Here is a 20,174-nt window from a genome sequence, read left to right on the forward strand (position 1 = left end):
GTCAATTCAATAACCCCCATCGTTGCATAAAAATATTTGAAAAGTTAGCTAAACTATTGGTAAAATAATTGATATAGACAAGTTGCTACCATTTTCTGGATGTCACGAAGGGTGAAGTCCAAGAATGTCACGGTTTTTCTCCTTTTGTTTACCTTTCAGGAAAGCTGGAGGACTTCAGATCCCGCGTTGTCAAGGGATCGCGGTAGCCGATTACAGCTTCACCCTTGACGCCTTGGCTCTGAAGCCCTCCAGCTTTTGCAACGTTGGGGTAACCTTGGCGGTCTTTTTGATCTCGCCGACAATGATAGTTGAACTACATTTTGAAGTTTGGTCATTGCCATTTATTTGTCGTTTGGGTTTTGGCGATTGATATTAATTGGCTTTTTTTCTGACATTGAAAATAGGCACGAAAAATTAACATGGCACGAAAATCTGCAAAAACCCTGTTTGTCTGCCAGTCGTGCGGGTACGAATCCGCTAAATGGATGGGCCGATGCACCGAATGCGGCGCCTGGGACACCTTTGCCGAAGAGGTGCGACGGGCAGCAGCGTCCGGCAGCAAAATTATGGCCGAAAAAGGCAACCGCCCGGTTCCCATCGACGCCGTTGAAATTATCGATGAGGAACGGATGGCCACCGGCATCCAAGAATTCGACCGGGTGCTGGGTGGCGGATTGGTGGCCGGCACCCTGGTGTTGATCGGCGGTGACCCGGGCATCGGCAAATCCACGATCATGCTCCAGGTCCTGCACGGCATCGCCAGCAATGGCCACCGGGTGCTGTATGTTTCCGGTGAAGAGTCGGTGCGCCAGCTGCGCCTTCGCAGCCGCCGGCTGAAGACCGCATCGCCCGGCCTGCTAGTGGTATCGGAGATCGACATTGACGCGATCATGGCCATGGTGGAAAGCGAAAAGCCGGATGTGCTCGTGGTGGATTCGATCCAGACGGTGTTCAGCCCGGAGATCACATCGGCACCGGGCAGCGTGAGCCAGGTGCGCGAGTCCACCATGCGGCTGATGCTCATGGCCAAACGCTCGGGCATCCCCACCTTCCTGGTGGGCCATGTGACCAAGGAAGGCACCATTGCCGGCCCCCGGCTGCTCGAGCACATGGTGGATACAGTGCTCTATTTCGAAGGGGACCGCAACCATGTGTTCCGCATCCTGCGGGCGGTGAAGAACCGCTTTGGCTCGACCAACGAGATCGGCGTCTTCGAGATGAAGGAGAGCGGCTTACGCGAAGTGACCAACCCGTCGGCCGTATTCCTGTCCGAACGGCCGGAAAACGCCCCCGGATCCGTGGTGGCGGCCAGCATGGAAGGCACCCGCCCCATCCTGGTGGAGCTTCAGGCCCTGGTGTCGAGCACCAGCTTCGGCACCCCCCGGCGCACGATCCTGGGCCTGGACCAAAACCGGGTGGCCCTGCTGGTGGCCGTGATGGAAAAGCAGCTGGGCATGCACCTGATGGGCCACGACATTTTCATGAACGTGGCCGGCGGCGTGAAAATCATGGAGCCGGCCGTAGACATGGGCATCGTATCGGCCATCGCCTCCAGTTTTCTGGATCGGCCCATCCGCAAGGACACCATGGTGGTCGGCGAGGTCGGACTGGCCGGCGAGGTGCGGGCCGTGGGCAACGTGGACATCCGCATCTCCGAGGCGCGCAAGATGGGCTTCACCCGGATTATCGCCCCGGCGGGCAGCCTGAAGCGGCTGCGGCGGCCCAAGGGCGTCACCCTTGAAGGGGTGGACAGCGTCGGCGCGGCCGTTGAACTGCTGTTTTGACGTCACCTTGCACTCACGCCCGGCCGAGCGGAATGACAACACACTCATTATATTGGGTATTGAGTTCTCCTCACGCCCATGGTTAGACTTGACTTGAAACGGTCGAAAAGATATGAAGCGAACCAATCGAAATAAGAACCCGTGGGCGGATCATTACACCCGCCAGGCCCAAAAGGATAACTTCGCGGCCCGTTCGGTTTACAAACTTCAGGAAATCCAGAAAAAGTACCGGATTCTAAAACGGGGCACGCGGGTTCTGGACTTGGGATGTGCGCCGGGGTCGTGGCTGCAGTTTGCCGCTCAGACGGCCGGTCCGGACGGCCGCCTGGTAGGCATCGACCTGACACCGGTCACCATCGTATTGCCGGACCACGTAACCGTGATCACGGGTGACGTGGCTGATCTCGAGGGGCACCTGACCCAGTTGGGACAGACCCGCTTCGATACCGTACTCAGCGACATGGCGCCGGCCACCACCGGCAACCGCCACGTTGACGAAGCCCGGTCCATGGGCCTCTGCGAGGCGGCCCTGGACATTGCCGAAAAGACCCTGGTTCCAGGCGGCGGCTTTGTCTGCAAGATTTTCCAGGGAAGCGATTTCAAGGCCTTTACGGATGCCGTGAAAAGTAGGTTTGACCGTCAGGCGGCGTTCAGGCCCCAAAGCACACGCAAAGCCAGCCGAGAGGTATATGTCATCGGGCTGGGAAAAAAATGACGGTCCCGTAACAAGTTCGATATCCGCGTTACGCTTCATTCCTCGTCACTGCGGCGTACGGAAAGTACGCCTCGCTCCTCAGGGTTCGCAAGCCTTGATCTCGAACTTGTTACGAAACCGTCTGAGTCGGGACTTATTAGCCGTCCAAAAAAATAACAGGAGGTTTACATGTCAGGACATAACAAGTGGTCTTCCATCAAGCACCGCAAAGGCGCTCAGGACGCCAAGCGGGGGAAGATCTTCACCAAATTGATCAAGGAAATTACCGTGGCCGCCCGGACGGGCGGGGGCGATCTGGACGCCAACCCGAGGCTGCGCACTGCCGTGGCCGCAGCCAAGGTTGAAAACATGCCCAAGGACAACATCGAGCGGGCCATTAAAAAAGGCACCGGCGAACTGGAAGGGGTCAGCTACGAGGAGAACTCCTATGAAGGCTACGGCCCCGGCGGTGCCGCGATCCTGGTCGAGTCGTTAACGGACAACAAGAACCGTGCCGTGGCCGAAATTCGCTACATCTTCAATAAATACGGCGGCAATATGGGCGAAAATGGCTGCGTGGCCTGGATGTTCGACAACAAAGGCTATTTCAATGTGGACAAGGCCGCCGTCAGCGAAGACAAGCTGATGGAAGTCGCCCTGGAAGCCGGTGCCGAGGATGTCCGCGAAGAAGACGACAGCTTCGAAGTGATCACCGCACCCGAAGACTTCGATGCGGTCAAGGACGCCCTCGAGGCGGCGGCCATCGCTTTCAGCGACGCCGAGGTGACCATGCTGCCCCAGAACATGAGCCCGTTGGAGGGAAAAGAGGCCGAACGCATGCTCAAACTGATGGACGCCATGGACGACTGCGACGATGTCCAGAAAGTTTACACCAACGCCGACATTCCCGACGACATGGTGGATGCCATGTAATCCCACCCTACCGTGACAGATCGAGCATCCGGGTCACGGCAGCCAAAGCCGGGATACGGATATCCTCGGGGACCTTTACCTGGCCGGACAGGTTCTCCAGGCAGAGGGCCACGTCAGACATACCGATCCGTTTCATGTTGCGGCAGACCATCTTCTTTGAGGCCGGATAGAAGGTCTTGTCTGGATTCTGCTTTTGCATGGGATGCAGCAGTCCGGTTTCCGTGCCGACGATGAAGGCCTTGTGCGGGGACTGGCTGGCGTAGCGCAACATGCCCGACGTGCTTTCCACCACATCCGCCAGAACCAGCACATCCGGCCGGCATTCCGGATGGGCCATGAAGACGGCGTCGGGATGGTCGGCCTTGGCCTTGGCTGCATCGGCGGCCGTCAGCCACTCATGGGTCGGGCAGTACCCGTCCCACACGTGGATGGTCTTGTTGGTTTTTGACGCCGCGTACATGGCCAGATTGCGGTCGGGGGCAAGCAGCATCTCCTTTTCCGGCAGGCTGTTAACCACCTTGACCACGTTGGCCGAGGTGCAGCAGATGGTCGACAGGGCCTTGACTTCGGCCGTGGAGTTGACGTAGGTGACCACGGGCATGGGGGCCATTCTGGCTTTCTTGGCTTCCAGCGATTCGGCATTGATCATATCGGCCATCAAACAGCCGGCATCGTGGCGCGGAAGCAGCACGGTCTTGTCCGGTGAGATGATGGACGCCGTTTCGGCCATGAAGTGGACCCCGCAGAAGACGATTACCTCCGCATCGGTGTCGGCGGCCCGGATGCTCAGTTCCAGCGAATCGCCGCACATGTCCGCCAGGTCCTGGATCTCGGGAGGCTGGTAGTTGTGCGCCAGCATGATGGCATTTTTTTCCTTGAGCAGCTTTTTAATGGCGTCTCGCATGATCATTTCCTTTTTCAGGCTTCCCCTATTTTAGTTCTTCTTAGACCTAATCTGAGCGATTGTCGAGCTTGCCGCAGATACAAGGAAGATGCCTTTCCGCTATAGTCGCCTATGCGGGAAGGCATCTGACGCCGTAGATGCGGTGAGATCGTCAATCCCAACGGGTTTCACATTTTTCAGGATAGATTTCGGAAATATTCTATTAAATATACAGGATCTGTCATCCGAAAAAGTTTGAAACGCTCAGTTTAGGTTAGAATAAATACATCCATAGGCCACTGCAGTCAGGGCGGTTTTGTACAAAGCCCGAGATCAAGGCTTGCGAGTCCCGAGGAACGAGTCGTACATAAAGTATGTCGCAGAGACGAGGGATGAAGCATAACGCAGATATCGGACTTTGTACGAGACCGTCCGCATTAAGGGTTCATCTGCAGCACATCGGCCCCCTCCGGCACGTCGAAACGAAACAGCCCCTCCGGCGGCGGGTCGTCGAAGCTGACGTTTTTGAGTTCGATGCGGGTTTCGTCCCCGTATACGTTAAAAGTGGTGATCCGCACTAGGTCGTAGGTCTTTTTGACGATATCCAGCTCAACCGCCATCAGCTCCACCGATGACTTTTTGGGCAACAGCTTGAGGCGGTACTGATTGGGGTCGGTGGCCGGTTCAAGGGACAACTGAAAACTTTTTCGGACCGTTTTGATATTGGAAAGAAAACCGGCGCCCTTGCCCTCTCCGAAAAAGGACGGGGCTTTGCCGACCAGCACCTGGTTTTCCTGGGGCCGGTACACCCACAACTCCTTGCCGTCGGTGATGATGGTCTGGGGATCCGGCACCAGATATTCCCACCGCATTTTCCCCGGCTGCCGGACCATCAATCTGCCGGAGGCCGTATCGGTCACCTCCATGGCCTTGAGGATCGATTCCTGGTCGAAATCCGCCGTAAACCCGGGGACATTATAGCGGGCTTCCACTCCGGCGATAATCGTGTCGATCGTCGGATCGGCCGCTGCCGCCGACGAGGGCCGCGTCAGACCGCAGGCGATCGCCATCATCATCATGGCCATGATCATAAAAATGGGTTTGGGCCCATCGGGTTTCAAACTGTCCATAACGCCCCTCTCCTTTGCGGTCTATGATATGGCGCCAACTGGGCGGCGCCGATTAAGCGATGACCTGAGTATCCCATTTCATCCGGTTTGTAAATATAGTGGGCACGCGGCGCGTCAGCTCAGCAGCGATTGTATGGCCGCCTCGGCCGTATCCCAATCCGACACCTGCCGGACAGGCGCGTCCACGGGCAGCTCGATGGATTCGATGTTCCCGAAAATCCTTAAGCAAATCAAATCGATCAGGCGCATGTGGTGCATCAGGGCATCCGGCGAAACATGGGGGGCACGCACGCCCTGAAGCATGAGAGTCTCCATGTTGGATCGGCCCAACCGGGTTTCGAACCGCCTGGCTTGCTGCAGGCTGCGAAAGAGGGACCGTTTGTGCTCGACCAGCAGATCGTAAACCTCGGCGCCCTTGCCGGCTGTTTCCAGAAGGGATAGCACCAGGTCCAGGCAGGCCAGGTAATCGGGTTCGCTGTGCATCATTCGCTGGAAGAACCGGCAAAGAAAAACCTGCCGGCCGGATCCCGTGCAGATACCGGTATTTCTGAGCCGCACCTTGACAATGGGTCTTGTTGCCGCCGGCAGGCCCTTTTCGATGGCCGCCGCCACGTGGGGATCAATCTGCCAGCTAATATTCAGCCGCGCCAGGTACTGGGACTTGATAAAGTCGGGCACCCGGATGCGGGCCAGCTGTTTGCCGTCAGGCATGTTGACCCGGGCATGGATCGGCCGGGCCATCAGCCGGTCGAGCATTTGCTCTTTATCCTGTTCAGAAAACCGGGCGGCTTCCAGCAGCGGTTCCAGGTCAATCTGGACGGCCTGATCCGGATAGAAGATCAAGTCCAGCAGGCTGTCTCGCTGGCTGTCCGTATCACCAGCCAAAAACGTCGCCAGCCGGTCGGGTTCAGGAGAGAAGAGGGCCGCGTCAACGTAATCGAGAATGGCTTGGTTGAGGCACCCCCCGTTTTCCAGCGCCTGAATGATCCGGGCAAGACCATCCTGCTGCGTGTGATTAAATGGTTTCATCATGGCCCGACTATATCAGTTTTGGGCAGAAAGAAACAGACGTGCCGGTAGGGAATCCATCCCGATGACCATTCGCCGTGGAACGGCAGCGCACCAAAAAGGGCTTGGCTCGTTGGAAAGGTGAGGGACAGACCGGATGGTATTCGAATCAAACCGATTGGGACGGTGCCTGAACGAATCGGGCAATCTCGTCGAACAGCCCTTTGAGGCTGTCCACTTCTCCGGAAATAGAACCCAGCTGGTTTTCAACGGCCGCCAGCTCGATTTGTTTGGCCACGTCGTGGACATTCATGATTCCCATGTTACCGGCAGCGCCCTGGATGGTGTGGGCACTGCGGGCCACCTGCTGGGCGTCGCCCGCATCGAACGCACACTTCAAACGGTCGTGATCCGCCATGCCTGTTTCCAAAAACAGCTCGACCAGCTCACGGTATTCATCTTCTTCCAAACCGATTTTTTCTCCCAATGCTTTAAAATTCATGCTGCCTCCTCATTGAAAGCACGCTTTTCGATGCTTGCCATGGGTATTGGTTCTGTCGCCGGGAAATCTGTCCACCCGTCAGACGACAATTAATCGTTGTATATCAATCAAGCCGAAATAAAACGGAATCCCATTTCAACCGGTGAGATCTATATCGGCAGACAACAGGAAGGACTTTATCTTTCCCGGGCAGCGACATAAAATTTTGAAATTATTGATATTACACCGTTTTGAATAGGCTTATACCGAGCGACATGGTCTATTGAGATCGGGTTGAAGACTGCCTTAACCATTAAAGGGGCAGGTCGTATTTTTTCAACTTTTCCCGCAGTGTTTTACGGGTAATTCCCAAACGTCTGGCCGCCTCGCTCTTGTTGCCGTCGGCGGAGGCAAGGGTATTGACGATGGCTTCCCGCTCGATCCGTTCCAGGGGGATGTCGGCGGGAAAAGCGCTGCTGGACAAGGCTGTATCGGTTTCGTGCAACCGCGCAGTCAAGACGGCAAAGTCGCTCTCGTCCAGGCAGGTCGTCCGGGCCAGCACCACAGCCCGCTCGATGGTGTTCATCAGTTCTCGCACATTTCCCGGCCAGGGATGGCGGATCAACAGATCCATGGCCCGGGGAGAGAACCGCTCCACCGACTTGCGGTTCTTTTCAGCAAATCGTGTCAGGAAAGAGGCGGCCAGCAGAGGAATGTCTTCACGGCGCTCCCGCAAAGGCGGGGTTTTCAGCTCCACCACGTTCAGTCGATAATAAAGGTCCTCCCTGAACGTGCCGGCCTTAACCATCTGTGCCAGGTCCTGGTTGGTGGCCACGATGAGCCGGACATCCACAGGTATCACCTGCTCCCCACCCACCCGGGTCAGTTCCCGCTCCTGAATTACGCGCAACAGCTTCACCTGCATGGAAACGGGCATCTCACCCACTTCATCCAGAAACAGGCTGCCTCCGTCGGCCTGGATAAACCGCCCCTCCTTGCGGCGATCCGCGCCTGTGAACGCCCCCTTTTCATGGCCGAAAAGCTCTGACTCGAGCAGCGTCTCGGTAATGGCGGCGCAGTTGACCTTGACGAAGGGACCTTCCTTTCTGGGGCTGTTGTGGTGAATGGCCGCGGCCACCAATTCTTTTCCCGTTCCCGATTCGCCGGTCACCATCACCGTGGCCTCAGAGACAGCCACCTGGGCCACGGTCTCCATCATGCGAACCATGGCCGGACTGCTTCCGATGATGTCCGACCGCTGAAACCCGGCTTCCAGCTGTCGTTTGAGCTGTCGGTTCTCAGCCGTAAGACGGATATGCTCCAGGGCCCGTTCCAGGGTCAGCCGGAGTTTGTCGAAATCAAGGGGTTTGAGCAGATAGTCGTAGGCACCCTTTTTGAGCACATCCACAGCCATCTCCACCGAAGCGTAGGCGGTCATCAGTACGATGGGAATGGCGGGGTTGATGGCTTTGATCTGTTCCAACGCCTCTATGCCGGAGACGCGGACCATACGGATATCCATTAGCACCAGGTCGATCGGCCGGGCTCGGACGGCAGCAATGGCCGCCTCACCGTCATCCGCCTCCACGATGGCATAGCCCCAGTCGCCCACCAGGGTGCGCAGCATGGTGCGATGGGCAGTGTCGTCGTCCACGACCAAAACTCGGTATAATTCCGCCATCATACCTCCTTATCGGCGGGCAGGGTGATCTCGACCATCGTGCCGCCATCGGTTTGACTGCCCACCAGGATGTCACCCTGGTGGGCCTTGACGATGTTGTGAACAATGGCAAGCCCTAATCCGGTCCCTGTTTTCTTGGTTGAAAAATAGGGCTCGAAGATATGGGGCTGATCCTTGGGGTCAACACCCGTTCCGGTATCCATGACCTGGATAGCGATGCGACCGTCCCCGTCGGCGGTCACCCGGACCGTCAGACAACCACCACCCGGCATGGCATCCAGGGCGTTGAGCAGTAGATTGAGCATCACCTGGTTCATTTTATCGGTGTCCATAACGGCACAAAGGCTTTCATCGGCCATGTCCAGAACTGCGGTGACATTGGCTTCACGGCTCTGACGATCCACCAGCCTGAAGGCGTCCTCAAAAAACGGTTTCAGCGCCACCTGTTGAAAATGAAGCCGGATCGGACGGGAAAATTCCAGCAGCTGGCCTACCACCCGGTTGAGTCGGTTGACCTCTTGAATCATGATTCCGGCGATCTCCTGATCCCGGTCGCTCTCCCGATATTTTTCCTTGAAATACGTGGCAAATCCCTTGATCGAGCTCAAGGGGTTGCGAATCTCGTGGGCCACACCGGCGGCCAGTCGCCCCACTGATGCCAGGCGCCGGTTCTTTTCCAGTTCCTGTCGAAGGGCGCGAATTTCGGTAAGATCCTTGAACAGGATCACCTGACCGAAGCGCTCGCCGTTTTCATCGGTGAGGTTGGCGGCGCTCACATCCATGGGGATGCGACGGCCGTCGGTCACGGGACACACCAACTCTTTTTCCACCAGGCTGTCGGTGCCGGTCAGGGTATCTGCCAGCATCAAAGGGATGACATCTTTGACAGCGAAACCGATCACATCCACGGCACGGATTCCCAGTGTGGCTTCCGCAACGGAGTTCACGGCGGTCACCCGGCTGTCCTGGTCCACGGCCACCAGGCCGATGGGCATGCGTGACACCAGGTTGTCGGAAAAAACCTTTTCCCGCGCCAGGGAGGCACGGGTAGACCGGTAGTTCTGGGCCAGGAATAGCAGCATCACCCCGGCGCACCCCACAAGCAGCAGCACCGCGGCCATCATCACGGTATGCCGCACATCGGCGGCATGGGCGGCATCGATGGCATCGGTTCGAAATCCCACGAAAATCACCATGGGCGGAGCCTCCCGTTCGGGAGGCGGCCTGTCCATCATGCGCATCATTTGGCCGTGCATGGGACGATTGGGTCGCTTGGCCAATGGGGCAAATTTCCCATAGATCTCGAAAACCGCCTGACCGTCCATCGAAACGGTCCGCCGCCAGGTCAGCGCAGCGGACGAAAAAATGGATTCGAGATCCAGACCGGTGCCATAGTGGCCGCCTACCCGATCCATCCGGCTGTGGGCCATCACCGTACCGTCGATGCCGACCACCAGCAGGTGGGCAATGTCCGGTTGGGCCGCGGTCTCGACCAGCAGCCGCTGAAGTTGGAATCCGCTGCCGTGGCCTCCGCGCATGCCCATGCGCGTGCCGGCTTCAAAGGATCGGATCAGGGCGGCGCCCTTTTCCATCATCAGGTGGATGCTCTGTCGCTTCTGGCGGTTGATGGTCTCCAGCGTCATCAAGGCCACGATGGGCAGCATCACCAGAACCGCACCGAGGATGATCCATGGCGAAAAACCCGAGAGAAATACTCTAAATTGGTGTTTGTCCGTCATCATCCCGACCATTGAATACAAAAAGGCTGCCAGGTTATCCTATTTATTGTAAGACCCGGCCGGCCGGGTTAATCATCCAACCGGTTTGATAGGTGCCCAAGGCAACTGGAACCTTTTTACCCGATTGACGTTCCAACCTGGATCGTTTCGACCCACCCTGACCCATGGCTGATCCCGGTAGCCAATCCTGCCAAAAATTGAAAATAAATTTTTAGTTATTAGTTTTAGAAGGTTACGACTTTCCATGCCAAAAATCAAATGGATTTGGCACCGGCCTTGCTCAAGTGGGTTGTCGAAAATAGAAAACAGACATCTGTTCAACAAACCCAACTGTATGTCAAACCTGAAAGGAGTTCATCATGAAAACCAACAAACTACGAACCGCATTGGTCAGCCTGGTAGCCGTCTCCGTCATCGCCGTGGGGGCAACCGCCTTTGCGGGCAAGGGAATGGGGAACCAAGGCGATGATCGTGGATATGGGGGTTGCGGCAAACAGAACCGCAGAGGCGGCTGCGCCTATGGCCAAATGAATGCAGACCTCACACCGGAGCAGCGCGAGCAGATGGAGACCGAGCGCCAGGCCTTTTTCGATGCCACCAAGAATGATCGGCAGGATCTGTATGCCAAGCGGCTGGAATTGAGAGCGGAGATGGCCAAAAGCCAGCCGGATCTGAAAAAAGCCTCGGCCTTGCAGAAAGAGGTCTCCAACCTGCAGGGAAGCCTGGACCAGGAACGCCTGGGCCACATCATGGCCATGCGCAAGATCAATCCTGATGCCGGCAGAGGATATATGATGGAAGGACGGGGCATGGGCCACCATGGCATGGGTCAGGGAATGGGATACGGACCGGGCAACTGCCCTAAACAATAAAAACCGCCTTTAACCAACCATGCGCCGGGAGTCATCCGCCCGGCGCATTTTTTTTCCCGAGAACAGGCCTCACCGACTGCTATATGATCAGCTTCTAAAAATCGACAAACCCCGCATCACTTCATCGCAGGTATTTGTAGTGGCCGCCATCAAGCGAATCTGATATGTCCGAGGCAGCCTGCTAAATGGAGGATGAACCGCAGCATGAATCGTCTGGACCAGCGTTCTTATTTCTTCGATGCGGGCATTCGCTTTGAATGCCGTCGTTGCGGCGCCTGCTGCACCGGCGATCCCGGCGTGGTTCGGGTCAATGAACAGGGGAGCGCCGAGATTGCCGCCTATTTAGTGCCCATCCATAAACGGTCTTTTTCCCGGATATCTGCGCTATACGAACGCTTATATCATCGGAATATCTACCATACCAACCGAAAGGCGGTCGATGGCGCAGACCAAGAACCCCGTCAAGAATGGAATCATCCCCTGGCCGGACTTGATCCCCGGTAGGCTGATCCGGCGGTATAAGCGTTTTCTGGCAGATGTCCGGCTGGAAAACGGGGAAACCGTTACCGCCCACTGTCCCAATTCGGGGAGCATGAAAGCCTGCTGCCAGATCGGCCGGCCGGTCTACCTCTCCTTTCACGACAACCCCAAACGAAAGCTCAAGTATACCTGGGAACTGATCCACATGCCCGGCTCATTGGTGGGCGTCAACACCCAGGTGCCCAACCGACTGACCGCCCATGCCATTGCATCGGGCGATGTTGCGGAATTGAATGGCTATGAAACGGTGAGACGGGAAGTCAAGGCGGGAAGCCATTCGCGGATTGACATCCTGCTGGCGTCACCGGATCGTCGCCCCTGTTATGTAGAGGTAAAAAACTGCACGCTGGTGACCGACGGTGCGGCCACCTTTCCCGACGCCGTGACCCTGCGGGGCCAGAAGCATTTGATGGAACTGCAGAATCTGGTGGCCGCGGGCTGTCGATGTGCCATGTTTTTTCTGATTCAGCGCATGGACGCCCATTCGTTTGCTCCCGCCGATCACATCGATCCCGTATATGGTAAAAAGCTGCGTCAGGCATCGCAAAATGGCGTCGAAATCATCGTATATGACGTCTCCATTGATCTCAAAGCCATCCGACTGAACCATCGGGTACCCTATGATTTAGGGCCGCAGAAAAAATGAACTACCCCGCCGCAAGCAGCAGGGTATCACCAAGGATCGGATCTTTTTATCGTCGCAAGCGACGGGGTATTAGACCCGATGCTTCGCAATAAATTAACCTGAGATTGCGCCGGATCTTGGTTCGGTTACAAGGCGCGTCGATGGTTTCATACTTGTCGTATGGGGCCATTGGCGCAACGCCGTAGCCGGACCAAAAGACAAGCAAGATGGGGCATTTTATTTTATCCGCGGCCCTTAAGCTTCTTGGCATAATCGGCCGCATTGAGACCGGCCACACACCCCTCGCCCACAGCCTTGGCCACCTGCCAGGGCGGGCCGCAGATATCCCCGGCGGCGAAAATACCCGGTACACTGGTGCGCTGGCCTTTATCGGTTTGAATAAAGCGCATGTCGTCATCCAGTGCCACGCCCAGGGAAGTGGCCAGTTCCATGAGCCCCTTGGCGCCCAGTTCGATAAAAACACCGGTGGTGGACAAGGTGGTGCCGTCATCGAGGACCAGTGCGTTGACCTTTTCCCCACCGGCGATCTCACGGATCTTGGCACCCCGGTGGACCACCACCCGGCTGTTTTCCAGTTTGCCAAGCAGTACATCGGAGACCTTCAGGTCGTCGCAAATCAGGTGAACGGTCCCGGCGATCTCGGCCAGGGTCAACGCACCATCGGCAGCGGCACTCTCACCACCCACCACGGCCACCTCCTCTCCCCGGTAAAAATTCCCATCACAATCCACGCAATAGCTTACCCCCTTGCCGACCAGTTCCTTCTCCCCCTTGACCCGCAGCTTATTCCGGGCTGTGCCGGTGGCCAGGATCAAGGCCTTGCATGTCAATCGATTTCCGCTTTCCGTATCGAGCGCAAACTGGGCTCCCTTCGGGGCAATTCTAAGAATATCCGCATCGAGAAACCGGCTGCCGAAATTTTCCGCCTGACGTCGTCCGGTCTCCAGCATGGCTTGGCCGGTGGCGTTGAACAGGCTGCACATATTCTCCACATGGGCCCTGAACAGGCTGCTCTTGTTCTCCTTACCCAGCACCAGCACCGATACTTTTTTACGGGCCGCATGGATGGCAGCCTGAAGTCCGGCCGGTCCGGCACCCACAATCACCACATCATAGGCTTCATTGTCTCCCATTGTTCTCTCCTTTAATCTGCCGGATTGTCAGATGAGAAATGCCGGCTGCAATTGCCTATGGTGGTGGATTAAAACGCTCCTGATTCAGGAATAATCGAGTGCCACGAAAGAGACAACCCCAACGCACCGATACCGGCACCATAAAAATTAGATTTGAATTCCTTTATCTTTTACCCTATCATAATAAGTATAAACAGGATTTTTACAGAGGCTCATGAAACCCGATCCATAAATGTCTCGTCATTGGTCAACCCCAAGAGCGCGGATGTTGGATTCAGGAATGAGGACGCAACGATGAATACTGATGCCCACGGCAATTCAATGCACGGCCATACGGTGCTTCTGGTTGATGATGAAAAGATGGTGCTTGAAGTCGGAAAGGCCATTTTGCAGCGATTGGGCAATGAGGTCATTACCGCGGCGAGCGGTGAGGAGGCCCTGGATCGATTCGTCCAGCATCGGGAAACCATCGGCTGTGTCGTGCTCGACCTGACCATGCCCGGCATGGACGGCCAGGCGACGTTCAAGCAATTACGGAAGCTGAGCCCCGAACTGCCGATAATCATTGCCAGCGGCCTGGCCTTGGATCATGTGGCCGGCCAATTCGGCGATATGCAGCCCAGTTCAGTCATCCAGAAACCCTACCAGGTTGCCGACCTTTCAGCCAAAATACAAGGCATTCTAAAGGAGGGTTGATCGGTTCTGGGTTCACCGTTCCGGGTTGGTCTCATTCGTTGACCTTGCGCTCAGGCTAACCCATTCCTGATGAAACCACGAATCGCAGCGCGGGTAACTCCGGCATGTAACCCTCCACCGGATCAGCGTTTAGCATCAATGACGACTTTGGCTCGAGTTTTCGGTGCACCCTGAACCCTTGAACCCTGAACCTCTGAACCCGTGAACAACTATAGATCAAACTTCGCTTTGATCTTGAAGACATGCGTGGCAGGCAGATTGAGGATCCGCTTAACACCTGTTGTTTCGGCAATCCGGGCCAGATTGTCCCGGATTACGCCCATGGAAGGCGCGATAAACGTAAACCACACGTTGAATGAATTTTCCCGCAGGTAATTGTGGGTCACCCCGGAAAAGGTATTCACTGTCCGGGTAAACAGTTCCACCTTCTCTTCGGGTACCTGGGCCGTACACAAGGTGCTCACGAATCCCACCTTGCCCGGCACGAAATTTCCGCCGATCCGCCGGATGATGCCCGTTTCCTTGAGCTTCGACACCCGCGTCAGGACCTCGGCCTCCGTCGTGCCCAACTCCCGGGCAATGGCTTCGAAAGGCCGTGGGGCCAGTGGGAATCGCGTCTGAATGCGATTGAGAATCGTTTTGTCCAATTCGTCCATTATCATCCCTATACTTTTCCATAACTGTGCAACCCCGGCAGCAGATTAACGCCGAAATAGGTAAACAGTACAGCCGAAAACCCCAGAATGGACAGATAGGCGATCTGCTTGCCCTCCCACCCGCGCATGAGGCGCGCATGCAGCAGGGTCGCGTAGACAAACCAGGTGATCAGGGACCAGGTCTCCTTGGGGTCCCAAGACCAGTAACTGCCCCAGGCCGAGTTGGCCCATACGGCACCGGTGATAATTCCGCCGGTGAGAAAGAGGAAACCGAACAGCACCATTCGATGGGTGAGTTCATCCAGCACGTCCAGTTTGGGAAGGTGTCCGATAATCCCCTCAATTCTATCAGGTTTCCTCGCCTTGATCAGATACATGATGCTTAGCCCGAAAGCGATGGCAAATGCGGCATAGCCGAAAAAACAGGTGGCCACATGGGCGATCAGCCAGTTGCTTTTCAGCGCCGGCACCAGCGGCTGGATGCGGTCGCTGATATTGGGAGACATGGACGCGTAGGCCATGGCCAGAAAGGCGATGGGCGTGACAAAGGCCCCGATCAGTGCGTTTTTGTATTTAAACTCCACGTAGAGATAAATCACCCCTGCTGTCCAGGCAAAGAACACCAGGGATTCGTAAAGGTTGGACAACGGCGCATGCCCGATTCCCATCTGGTAGGACTCCACCCAGCGCAGCAGGAGTCCCGCCGTGGTCGCCACGACTGCGGCAACCACGGTCCAGCGCGCCGGCAGCGTCAATCGGGGTTTTTTAAAAATCAGCGCCGCCATGTAAAAAAACGCGGCCAGGGCGAAAACAAAGGTCGAAATGGAGAGTAACGGTGAACTGCTCATGGGTAATGTCGAACTCCTTTTTCAATCAAAGGGCCATTTGCGGCCATTGGGGTCAACTCTCGGTCAAGGCTGTAAAAATCTTCTCGACGGTATTTTTCATGGCCAGCTTGTTGCGGTTGGTCGTGCCGGCAAATGTCACCCGGCTGTTTTTGCGAAGTTGTTCGATCACAATGCACACCTGCTGGTGCGACAGATAAAAGGCCACGAAGCAGCCGGCGATCATCAGAATAAATCCGGTATAGACCAGCCACACGCCGGGATCATTGGTCACCTGGAGGCCCGTGTAATAACGATCTTCGCTGGATTGCTGGGGCGTGAATTTCTCCTGCGGCTGATTGGCTATGGCGATCATCACATCGCCACCACGCATTTTGTCGAAGTTGGCAAACTTCAACGGCAGCAGCACTTCCACCGGTTCCCCCTCTTTGGGGGTAAGAATTCCTTTCAGGGCCGCACCGACGTCCATCCCGCGAAACGTGGTCTCGGCCTCGTAGGCCATGACGACAAACTTGCCCAACCCTTCAGGGATATCAACGGGAACGCCCACCTTGGCCGATACGGTATAGCTCATCCCCGAGGCGCGGCTGGTGAAATTGAGGGTATAGGCCTCCGCCGGCCCCGCGACAGGCGTCTCCGGCCCGGGCATCTTTTCCGGTTGAAGTTTGCCATAGCTGGACTGAAAGATATTGATGCCCCGATAGCGCAAGGGGTCGTTGACGATGATGTCCTTTTGTTTAACCGCCTGGCCGCCCTCCAGGATGGTCAAGGCGGATCGGTATTCCTTGGGTGCTCCGGTTTCGTAGAGCGTCAGGCTGAAGTCATCACACCGGATCTGAAAATCCAGGCGGTGAATCTGCCCCGTGTCGCGGATGCGGATGGTATCCGTCGCTTCACCTTCAGCGATATTGACATACCCCTCGAAGCCGAAAAAAGAGCCCGCCAAGCCGCCGATGAGCAATAAAATCACACTCAGGTGAACGATATAAACGCCCAGGCGTGACAGTCGGCCCTTTTCACCGTAAATCACCGCCCCATCGTTCGAACGGGTAACCTTGCAATACCCGTATCGACGGGCAACGATCGGCTCGTAGACGCTGACCAGTTCCTCGGCACCCCGCTTGTCGGTCAGCGTCCGGGCGTCCGATCGCTTGGTGAACCGCTCGGGGCGAACCTTGGGACTCCGGGTAAAAATCAGCTTCCAACTCCCGCTGAGCCGGTCGATGGAACAGACCACGATATTAATGGTCAACAGCAAGAGGAGGCCCTGGAACCACCAGGAGTGGTACATATCGAAAATGCCCAGGGTGCTGAGCAGTTGGTAACGAAAGGCCCCATAGGCATGCAGGTAGGCATCCGGACTTTCATTCTGGGGGATGACGGTGCCGATGATCGATGTGATCGCCAAAGAGAGCAGCAGTACAATGGTCAGCTTGACGGAACAGAAAAATTTCCACAAAGGGTTCGCGTTCTTCAATAAATACTCCTCATGATGGGCAACTATAAATCGGGCCAGCGGTAACCGGTCGGCCGGTGGCGGCATCAAAGATAGGTTTGCACAACAAACAGCTTCATGGTTTTTACACGCCTGCTCCAAATGGATTTAGAAACTAATTCCCGTAACCGGGAATGTAAAGCGGTCCTTTGAGCCGGAAGGCTATTTTGACAGAAAATCTCCATTTAAAAAAGCGCAAAATGAAATACTGGACCTATGTTCTAACACCCTGTAATTGCCCAAAGACAGCTACCGATCAGCGATGGCCAACGTTATCCCGGTTCGTTACCCCCGAGCATTGACTTGAATCAATTTTTCTGAATACAGGCAGCCGGCTGATAAAAGGGTTTTTGTTGGGTTCCCGAATATGTTAATTATTGTGACCCAAACTGAGCGATTGTCGAGCTTGCCGCAGATACAAGGAAGATACTTTTCCGCTATAGTCGCCTATGCGGGAAGGCATCTAACGCCGTAGATGCGGTGAGATCGGCAATCCCAACGGGTTTCACATTTTTCAGGATAGTTTGCGGAAATATTCAATTAAATGAACACCATCTATCATCCTAAAGAATTGGAAACGCTCAGTTTGGGTTTGACCATGTGCCAATCTCATCACGCCCGCCAGTACAATGGCGGCATGACCACAATCAAGCTTGAAGACGCCATCGGCACCCGCCTGGCCCACGACATCACCGAGATCCGCCCCGACGCGTTCAAGGGCCCGTCATTCAGGAGGGGCCACAAGGTTCAGGAGAAGGACGTGTGCAGGCTCATGCGACTGGGCAGGCGGCACCTGACCATCGTGGAATAACATTTCATGGAATTAAATCGAAAACTCTTAGCATGCGCAACAACTGCAGCCGAGCTGGTCAATATCGACCATGTCACCATCGGTATCGGTTTCACGGCGGTGACCACCTCGGATGGCGGGATCGGCATCGCCGCCAACGGTGTGGCCCTGGACGGCTGCTGCGCAGGAAATGTCGATATTGTCGATTTCGAAGGGTGCCCTGCCACCGATCTCTTGCAGTTGATCATGGAGCCCGCTCCCATGGCTCGCACCATGGCCCTGGCAACCATCAATGCCCTGAATCACAGGCAGGCCCTGGCAATGCCCGAAGACCCCGGCAACGCTATACTTTTCGATCGCTTCGGCATCCGGTCCGACGCCCGTGTAGCCATGGTTGGCTATTTCCCACCGCTGGTTTACCTGTTCGAGAAGAAGGGCGTTCACTTGTCGATCATCGACGATACCAAAGGACTGGGGAACAAAAAAACCTTTTACGACCAACTCGACGGCTGGGCCGATGTCCTGCTGATCACGGCCACCAGCATCATCAACAATTCCACGGAAACCATCCTCTCCCATGCCGGACCGGATCTGAAGACCGTGCTGCTGGGCCCGTCAACACCCATGATACCGAAGGCATTTGCCGGTCTGCCGATTGACATGCTGGCCGGCTCCGCCATCACCGAACCGAGGCAGACACTCAAAATCGTTCGCCACGGTGGCGGCACGCGCGCCTTGAAACCCTTTACGCGCAAGGTTTATTGGTTGGCCGCATAGGCCGTCTCCCGCAGGGCCCGAACAGCCGTTTCCGTTTTCCCCTTTCATCTCTCGTATCAAGGGTTATCTTTTGACTTCAGTCAACGCAATGGTCCTTGAAAACGGGTATGGCATAAAGACATTTAGTGGCATTTTGAACGTGACCCGACAATCCGGACGCGACGTTTTGCAGGAAGGAAACCATTAACGATGCGATGGACCGACGACGCCGAAGCGGCGGTAAAAAAGGTGCCTTTTTTCGTTCGGAAGAAGGTTCGCACCCGGGTGGAGAAGGAGGCCGCCGATGCCGGTAGGGACTGCGTGAGCCTGTCCGACGTCAAAGCCACCCAGGCCCGATACCTCAATAAAATGAGCAGCGAAGTCAAAGGCTACCAGTTGGATGCCTGCTTCGGCAGCGGCGGATGCCCCCACCGGGCCATGGCCAGCGAGGTGCTGGTGGAAAAGATCGAACGGGTCATGGCGGATGCCGACCTGTTGGGATTCTTAAAGTCCCGGGTACAGGGCGATTTGAAGTTCCACCACGAATTTCGCATCAGCATCGCCGACTGTCCCAATGCCTGCTCCCAGCCCCAAATCAAGGATGTGGGCATCCTCGGCGCCGCAACGCCCGGGTTCACAAAGGCCCCTTGCAGCGCCTGCGGAGCCTGCACCGAGGCCTGCAAGGAAGATGCGGTGGTGCTGTCTGAAAACGGCGAAGCCAGCGCCATCGACTTTACTCGGTGCATCCACTGCGGCAGTTGCGTAGCCGCCTGCCCCACAGGCACATTGGAAGCGGGCAAAACAGGCTACCGGGTGCTGATCGGCGGAAAGCTGGGCCGCCATCCCCGGCTGGCCAGGGAACTGCCGGGCATTCACGATGAACAAACGGTGCTGCGCATGATCAAAGACTTCCTGGCTTTCTACAAATCGCGGAGTACCCGCGGTCAGCGCTTTGCCCAGTTGCTCACAGATGCGGATATCGACGCATTCTCCAGAAAATGGACGGGTTGAAAACCAGCGTGCGCCAAAAGGCCTTGGTGGACACCCTGGAGGGGATCTACCGGCAATATCATCAACGGGCCTATGTCCACCCCGATCCACTGGAATTTCTCTATGCCTGGGAGGATGTGAAGGAACGGGAGATCGTTGGCCTGGTGGCAGCCTGCCTGGCCTATGGCCGGGTGGTTCAGATTCTGAAAAGCGTGGCGGTGATTCTTGAAGCAATCGGACCGTCCCCCCGCCGGTTCATTACCCGCAGCACACTGAAAACCATGTCGCAGACCTTCTCCGGTTTCCGACACCGCTTTGCCGACGGCGACCAGATGGCGGCCCTGCTGTATGGCGCAGGCCGGGTTGTCCGGCAGTTCGGCAGCCTGGAGAATGGCCTTGCCGCCGGCCTGACGCCGGACCGG

At 56.3% G+C, this 20,174-nt stretch carries 21 protein-coding genes; 11 read left to right on the forward strand and 10 right to left on the reverse strand.

All coding sequences use genetic code 11. The annotated features are described in order from the left end of the window. The first annotated feature begins 419 nt into the window (after positions 1-419). From radA to QNK41_RS17515, 3 genes are all read left to right on the forward strand, one after another. Positions 420-1,784 (forward strand): DNA repair protein RadA, encoded by a 1,365-nt coding sequence (gene radA, locus QNK41_RS17505; RefSeq protein ID WP_319259363.1) that lies wholly within the window; start codon positions 420-422, stop codon positions 1,782-1,784. A 112-nt stretch (positions 1,785-1,896) separates the two neighbouring features. Next, a complete protein-coding gene (locus tag QNK41_RS17510; RefSeq protein WP_319259367.1) occupies positions 1,897-2,499 on the forward strand; it encodes an RlmE family RNA methyltransferase in 603 nt (200 codons plus the stop codon). 168 nt (positions 2,500-2,667) lie between these two features. Continuing rightward, on the forward strand, positions 2,668-3,411 hold the full coding sequence (locus QNK41_RS17515) for a YebC/PmpR family DNA-binding transcriptional regulator (RefSeq protein ID WP_319259370.1): 744 nt from the start codon (positions 2,668-2,670) through the stop codon (positions 3,409-3,411). Between the two features lie 7 nt (positions 3,412-3,418). Here QNK41_RS17515 and nadA read toward each other — a convergent pair whose 3' ends face one another. The 6 genes from nadA to QNK41_RS17545 form a co-directional block, all read right to left on the reverse strand. Next, the gene (nadA, locus tag QNK41_RS17520; RefSeq protein WP_319259373.1) at positions 3,419-4,315 is read right to left on the reverse strand and encodes a quinolinate synthase NadA; all 897 of its coding nucleotides are present in this window, start codon (positions 4,313-4,315) and stop codon (positions 3,419-3,421) included. 416 nt (positions 4,316-4,731) lie between these two features. Then, the gene (locus tag QNK41_RS17525; RefSeq protein WP_319259377.1) at positions 4,732-5,424 is read right to left on the reverse strand and encodes an outer membrane lipoprotein carrier protein LolA; all 693 of its coding nucleotides are present in this window, start codon (positions 5,422-5,424) and stop codon (positions 4,732-4,734) included. Positions 5,425-5,538: 114 nt separating this feature from the next. Continuing rightward, positions 5,539-6,456, reverse strand: a complete 918-nt coding sequence (locus tag QNK41_RS17530) for a hypothetical protein (RefSeq protein WP_319259380.1) — start codon at positions 6,454-6,456, stop codon at positions 5,539-5,541. A gap of 145 nt (positions 6,457-6,601) precedes the next feature. Next, entirely contained in the window at positions 6,602-6,934 is a 333-nt protein-coding gene (locus tag QNK41_RS17535) for an Hpt domain-containing protein (RefSeq protein ID WP_319259383.1), read from the reverse strand. A 292-nt stretch (positions 6,935-7,226) separates the two neighbouring features. After that, entirely contained in the window at positions 7,227-8,594 is a 1,368-nt protein-coding gene (locus tag QNK41_RS17540; protein WP_319259386.1) for a sigma-54 dependent transcriptional regulator, read from the reverse strand. Further along, positions 8,594-10,333 (reverse strand): ATP-binding protein, encoded by a 1,740-nt coding sequence (locus QNK41_RS17545; protein WP_319259389.1) that lies wholly within the window; start codon positions 10,331-10,333, stop codon positions 8,594-8,596. The genes QNK41_RS17540 and QNK41_RS17545 overlap by 1 nt, the downstream gene beginning before the upstream one ends. Before the next feature lie 359 nt (positions 10,334-10,692). On the opposite strand from QNK41_RS17545, the gene QNK41_RS17550 reads away from it, so the two are divergent. The 3 genes from QNK41_RS17550 (at position 10,693) to sfsA (ending at position 12,391) form a co-directional block, all read left to right on the forward strand. Next, the gene (locus QNK41_RS17550; protein ID WP_319259392.1) at positions 10,693-11,205 is read left to right on the forward strand and encodes a periplasmic heavy metal sensor; all 513 of its coding nucleotides are present in this window, start codon (positions 10,693-10,695) and stop codon (positions 11,203-11,205) included. 204 nt (positions 11,206-11,409) lie between these two features. After that, a complete protein-coding gene (locus tag QNK41_RS17555) occupies positions 11,410-11,709 on the forward strand; it encodes a hypothetical protein (protein WP_319259395.1) in 300 nt (99 codons plus the stop codon). Further along, positions 11,645-12,391 carry a DNA/RNA nuclease SfsA gene (sfsA, locus tag QNK41_RS17560; RefSeq protein ID WP_319259397.1) on the forward strand — a complete coding sequence of 249 codons (747 nt, stop codon included), beginning with the start codon at positions 11,645-11,647 and terminating at the stop codon, positions 12,389-12,391. Before QNK41_RS17555 ends, sfsA begins: the two co-directional genes overlap by 65 nt. Positions 12,392-12,612: 221 nt before the next feature. Here the strand turns inward: sfsA and QNK41_RS17565 are convergent, their stop codons facing one another. Continuing rightward, on the reverse strand, positions 12,613-13,524 hold the full coding sequence (locus QNK41_RS17565) for an NAD(P)/FAD-dependent oxidoreductase (protein ID WP_319259399.1): 912 nt from the start codon (positions 13,522-13,524) through the stop codon (positions 12,613-12,615). Between the two features lie 294 nt (positions 13,525-13,818). Here QNK41_RS17565 and QNK41_RS17570 point away from each other — a divergent pair, with 294 nt between their 5' ends. Beyond that, positions 13,819-14,220, forward strand: coding sequence for a response regulator (locus QNK41_RS17570; RefSeq protein WP_319259401.1), 402 nt, complete (start codon positions 13,819-13,821; stop codon positions 14,218-14,220). A 209-nt stretch (positions 14,221-14,429) separates the two neighbouring features. Here the strand turns inward: QNK41_RS17570 and QNK41_RS17575 are convergent, their stop codons facing one another. The 3 genes from QNK41_RS17575 to QNK41_RS17585 are packed head-to-tail and all read right to left on the reverse strand — an operon-like array spanning position 14,430 to position 17,198. Further along, entirely contained in the window at positions 14,430-14,876 is a 447-nt protein-coding gene (locus tag QNK41_RS17575; protein WP_319259404.1) for an AsnC family transcriptional regulator, read from the reverse strand. A gap of 8 nt (positions 14,877-14,884) precedes the next feature. Beyond that, positions 14,885-15,724: a c-type cytochrome biogenesis protein CcsB gene (gene ccsB, locus QNK41_RS17580; protein WP_319259406.1), complete on the reverse strand. Its 840-nt coding sequence runs from the start codon at positions 15,722-15,724 to the stop codon at positions 14,885-14,887. Between the two features lie 52 nt (positions 15,725-15,776). Continuing rightward, positions 15,777-17,198 (reverse strand): cytochrome c biogenesis protein ResB, encoded by a 1,422-nt coding sequence (locus tag QNK41_RS17585; RefSeq protein ID WP_319259409.1) that lies wholly within the window; start codon positions 17,196-17,198, stop codon positions 15,777-15,779. A gap of 562 nt (positions 17,199-17,760) precedes the next feature. Here QNK41_RS17585 and QNK41_RS17590 point away from each other — a divergent pair. The 4 genes from QNK41_RS17590 to QNK41_RS17605 all read left to right on the forward strand — a co-directional run. Next, on the forward strand, positions 17,761-18,027 hold the full coding sequence (locus QNK41_RS17590) for a hypothetical protein (RefSeq protein WP_319259412.1): 267 nt from the start codon (positions 17,761-17,763) through the stop codon (positions 18,025-18,027). 6 nt (positions 18,028-18,033) lie between these two features. After that, entirely contained in the window at positions 18,034-18,783 is a 750-nt protein-coding gene (locus QNK41_RS17595; RefSeq protein ID WP_319259415.1) for a DUF364 domain-containing protein, read from the forward strand. Between the two features lie 189 nt (positions 18,784-18,972). Next, positions 18,973-19,773 (forward strand): 4Fe-4S dicluster domain-containing protein, encoded by an 801-nt coding sequence (locus QNK41_RS17600; RefSeq protein ID WP_319259417.1) that lies wholly within the window; start codon positions 18,973-18,975, stop codon positions 19,771-19,773. Then, positions 19,761-20,174 (forward strand): DUF2400 family protein (locus tag QNK41_RS17605; protein WP_319259420.1); only part of this gene is annotated, 414 nt, incomplete at its 3' end. The genes QNK41_RS17600 and QNK41_RS17605, both read left to right, overlap by 13 nt.

Origin of the sequence: Desulfosarcina sp. (genome assembly GCF_033791525.1) — a bacterium.
Lineage (GTDB): Bacteria > Desulfobacterota > Desulfobacteria > Desulfobacterales > Desulfosarcinaceae > Desulfosarcina.

Coding starts and splice junctions, on each gene's coding strand:
- QNK41_RS17535 (WP_319259383.1), bottom strand. CDS start 6,934: ATGAATTTTAAAGCATTGGGAGAAAAAATCGGTTTGGAAGAAGATGAA.
- QNK41_RS17545 (WP_319259389.1), bottom strand. CDS start 10,333: ATGACGGACAAACACCAATTTAGAGTATTTCTCTCGGGTTTTTCGCCA.
- QNK41_RS17525 (WP_319259377.1), bottom strand. CDS start 5,424: ATGGACAGTTTGAAACCCGATGGGCCCAAACCCATTTTTATGATCATG.
- QNK41_RS17565 (WP_319259399.1), bottom strand. CDS start 13,524: ATGGGAGACAATGAAGCCTATGATGTGGTGATTGTGGGTGCCGGACCG.
- QNK41_RS17540 (WP_319259386.1), bottom strand. CDS start 8,594: ATGGCGGAATTATACCGAGTTTTGGTCGTGGACGACGACACTGCCCAT.
- QNK41_RS17510 (WP_319259367.1), top strand. CDS start 1,897: ATGAAGCGAACCAATCGAAATAAGAACCCGTGGGCGGATCATTACACC.
- QNK41_RS17600 (WP_319259417.1), top strand. CDS start 18,973: ATGCGATGGACCGACGACGCCGAAGCGGCGGTAAAAAAGGTGCCTTTT.
- QNK41_RS17590 (WP_319259412.1), top strand. CDS start 17,761: ATGAACACCATCTATCATCCTAAAGAATTGGAAACGCTCAGTTTGGGT.
- QNK41_RS17515 (WP_319259370.1), top strand. CDS start 2,668: ATGTCAGGACATAACAAGTGGTCTTCCATCAAGCACCGCAAAGGCGCT.
- QNK41_RS17555 (WP_319259395.1), top strand. CDS start 11,410: ATGAATCGTCTGGACCAGCGTTCTTATTTCTTCGATGCGGGCATTCGC.
- QNK41_RS17575 (WP_319259404.1), bottom strand. CDS start 14,876: ATGGACGAATTGGACAAAACGATTCTCAATCGCATTCAGACGCGATTC.
- QNK41_RS17570 (WP_319259401.1), top strand. CDS start 13,819: ATGAATACTGATGCCCACGGCAATTCAATGCACGGCCATACGGTGCTT.
- radA (WP_319259363.1), top strand. CDS start 420: ATGGCACGAAAATCTGCAAAAACCCTGTTTGTCTGCCAGTCGTGCGGG.
- nadA (WP_319259373.1), bottom strand. CDS start 4,315: ATGCGAGACGCCATTAAAAAGCTGCTCAAGGAAAAAAATGCCATCATG.
- QNK41_RS17530 (WP_319259380.1), bottom strand. CDS start 6,456: ATGATGAAACCATTTAATCACACGCAGCAGGATGGTCTTGCCCGGATC.
- QNK41_RS17550 (WP_319259392.1), top strand. CDS start 10,693: ATGAAAACCAACAAACTACGAACCGCATTGGTCAGCCTGGTAGCCGTC.
- ccsB (WP_319259406.1), bottom strand. CDS start 15,724: ATGAGCAGTTCACCGTTACTCTCCATTTCGACCTTTGTTTTCGCCCTG.
- sfsA (WP_319259397.1), top strand. CDS start 11,645: ATGGCGCAGACCAAGAACCCCGTCAAGAATGGAATCATCCCCTGGCCG.
- QNK41_RS17595 (WP_319259415.1), top strand. CDS start 18,034: ATGGAATTAAATCGAAAACTCTTAGCATGCGCAACAACTGCAGCCGAG.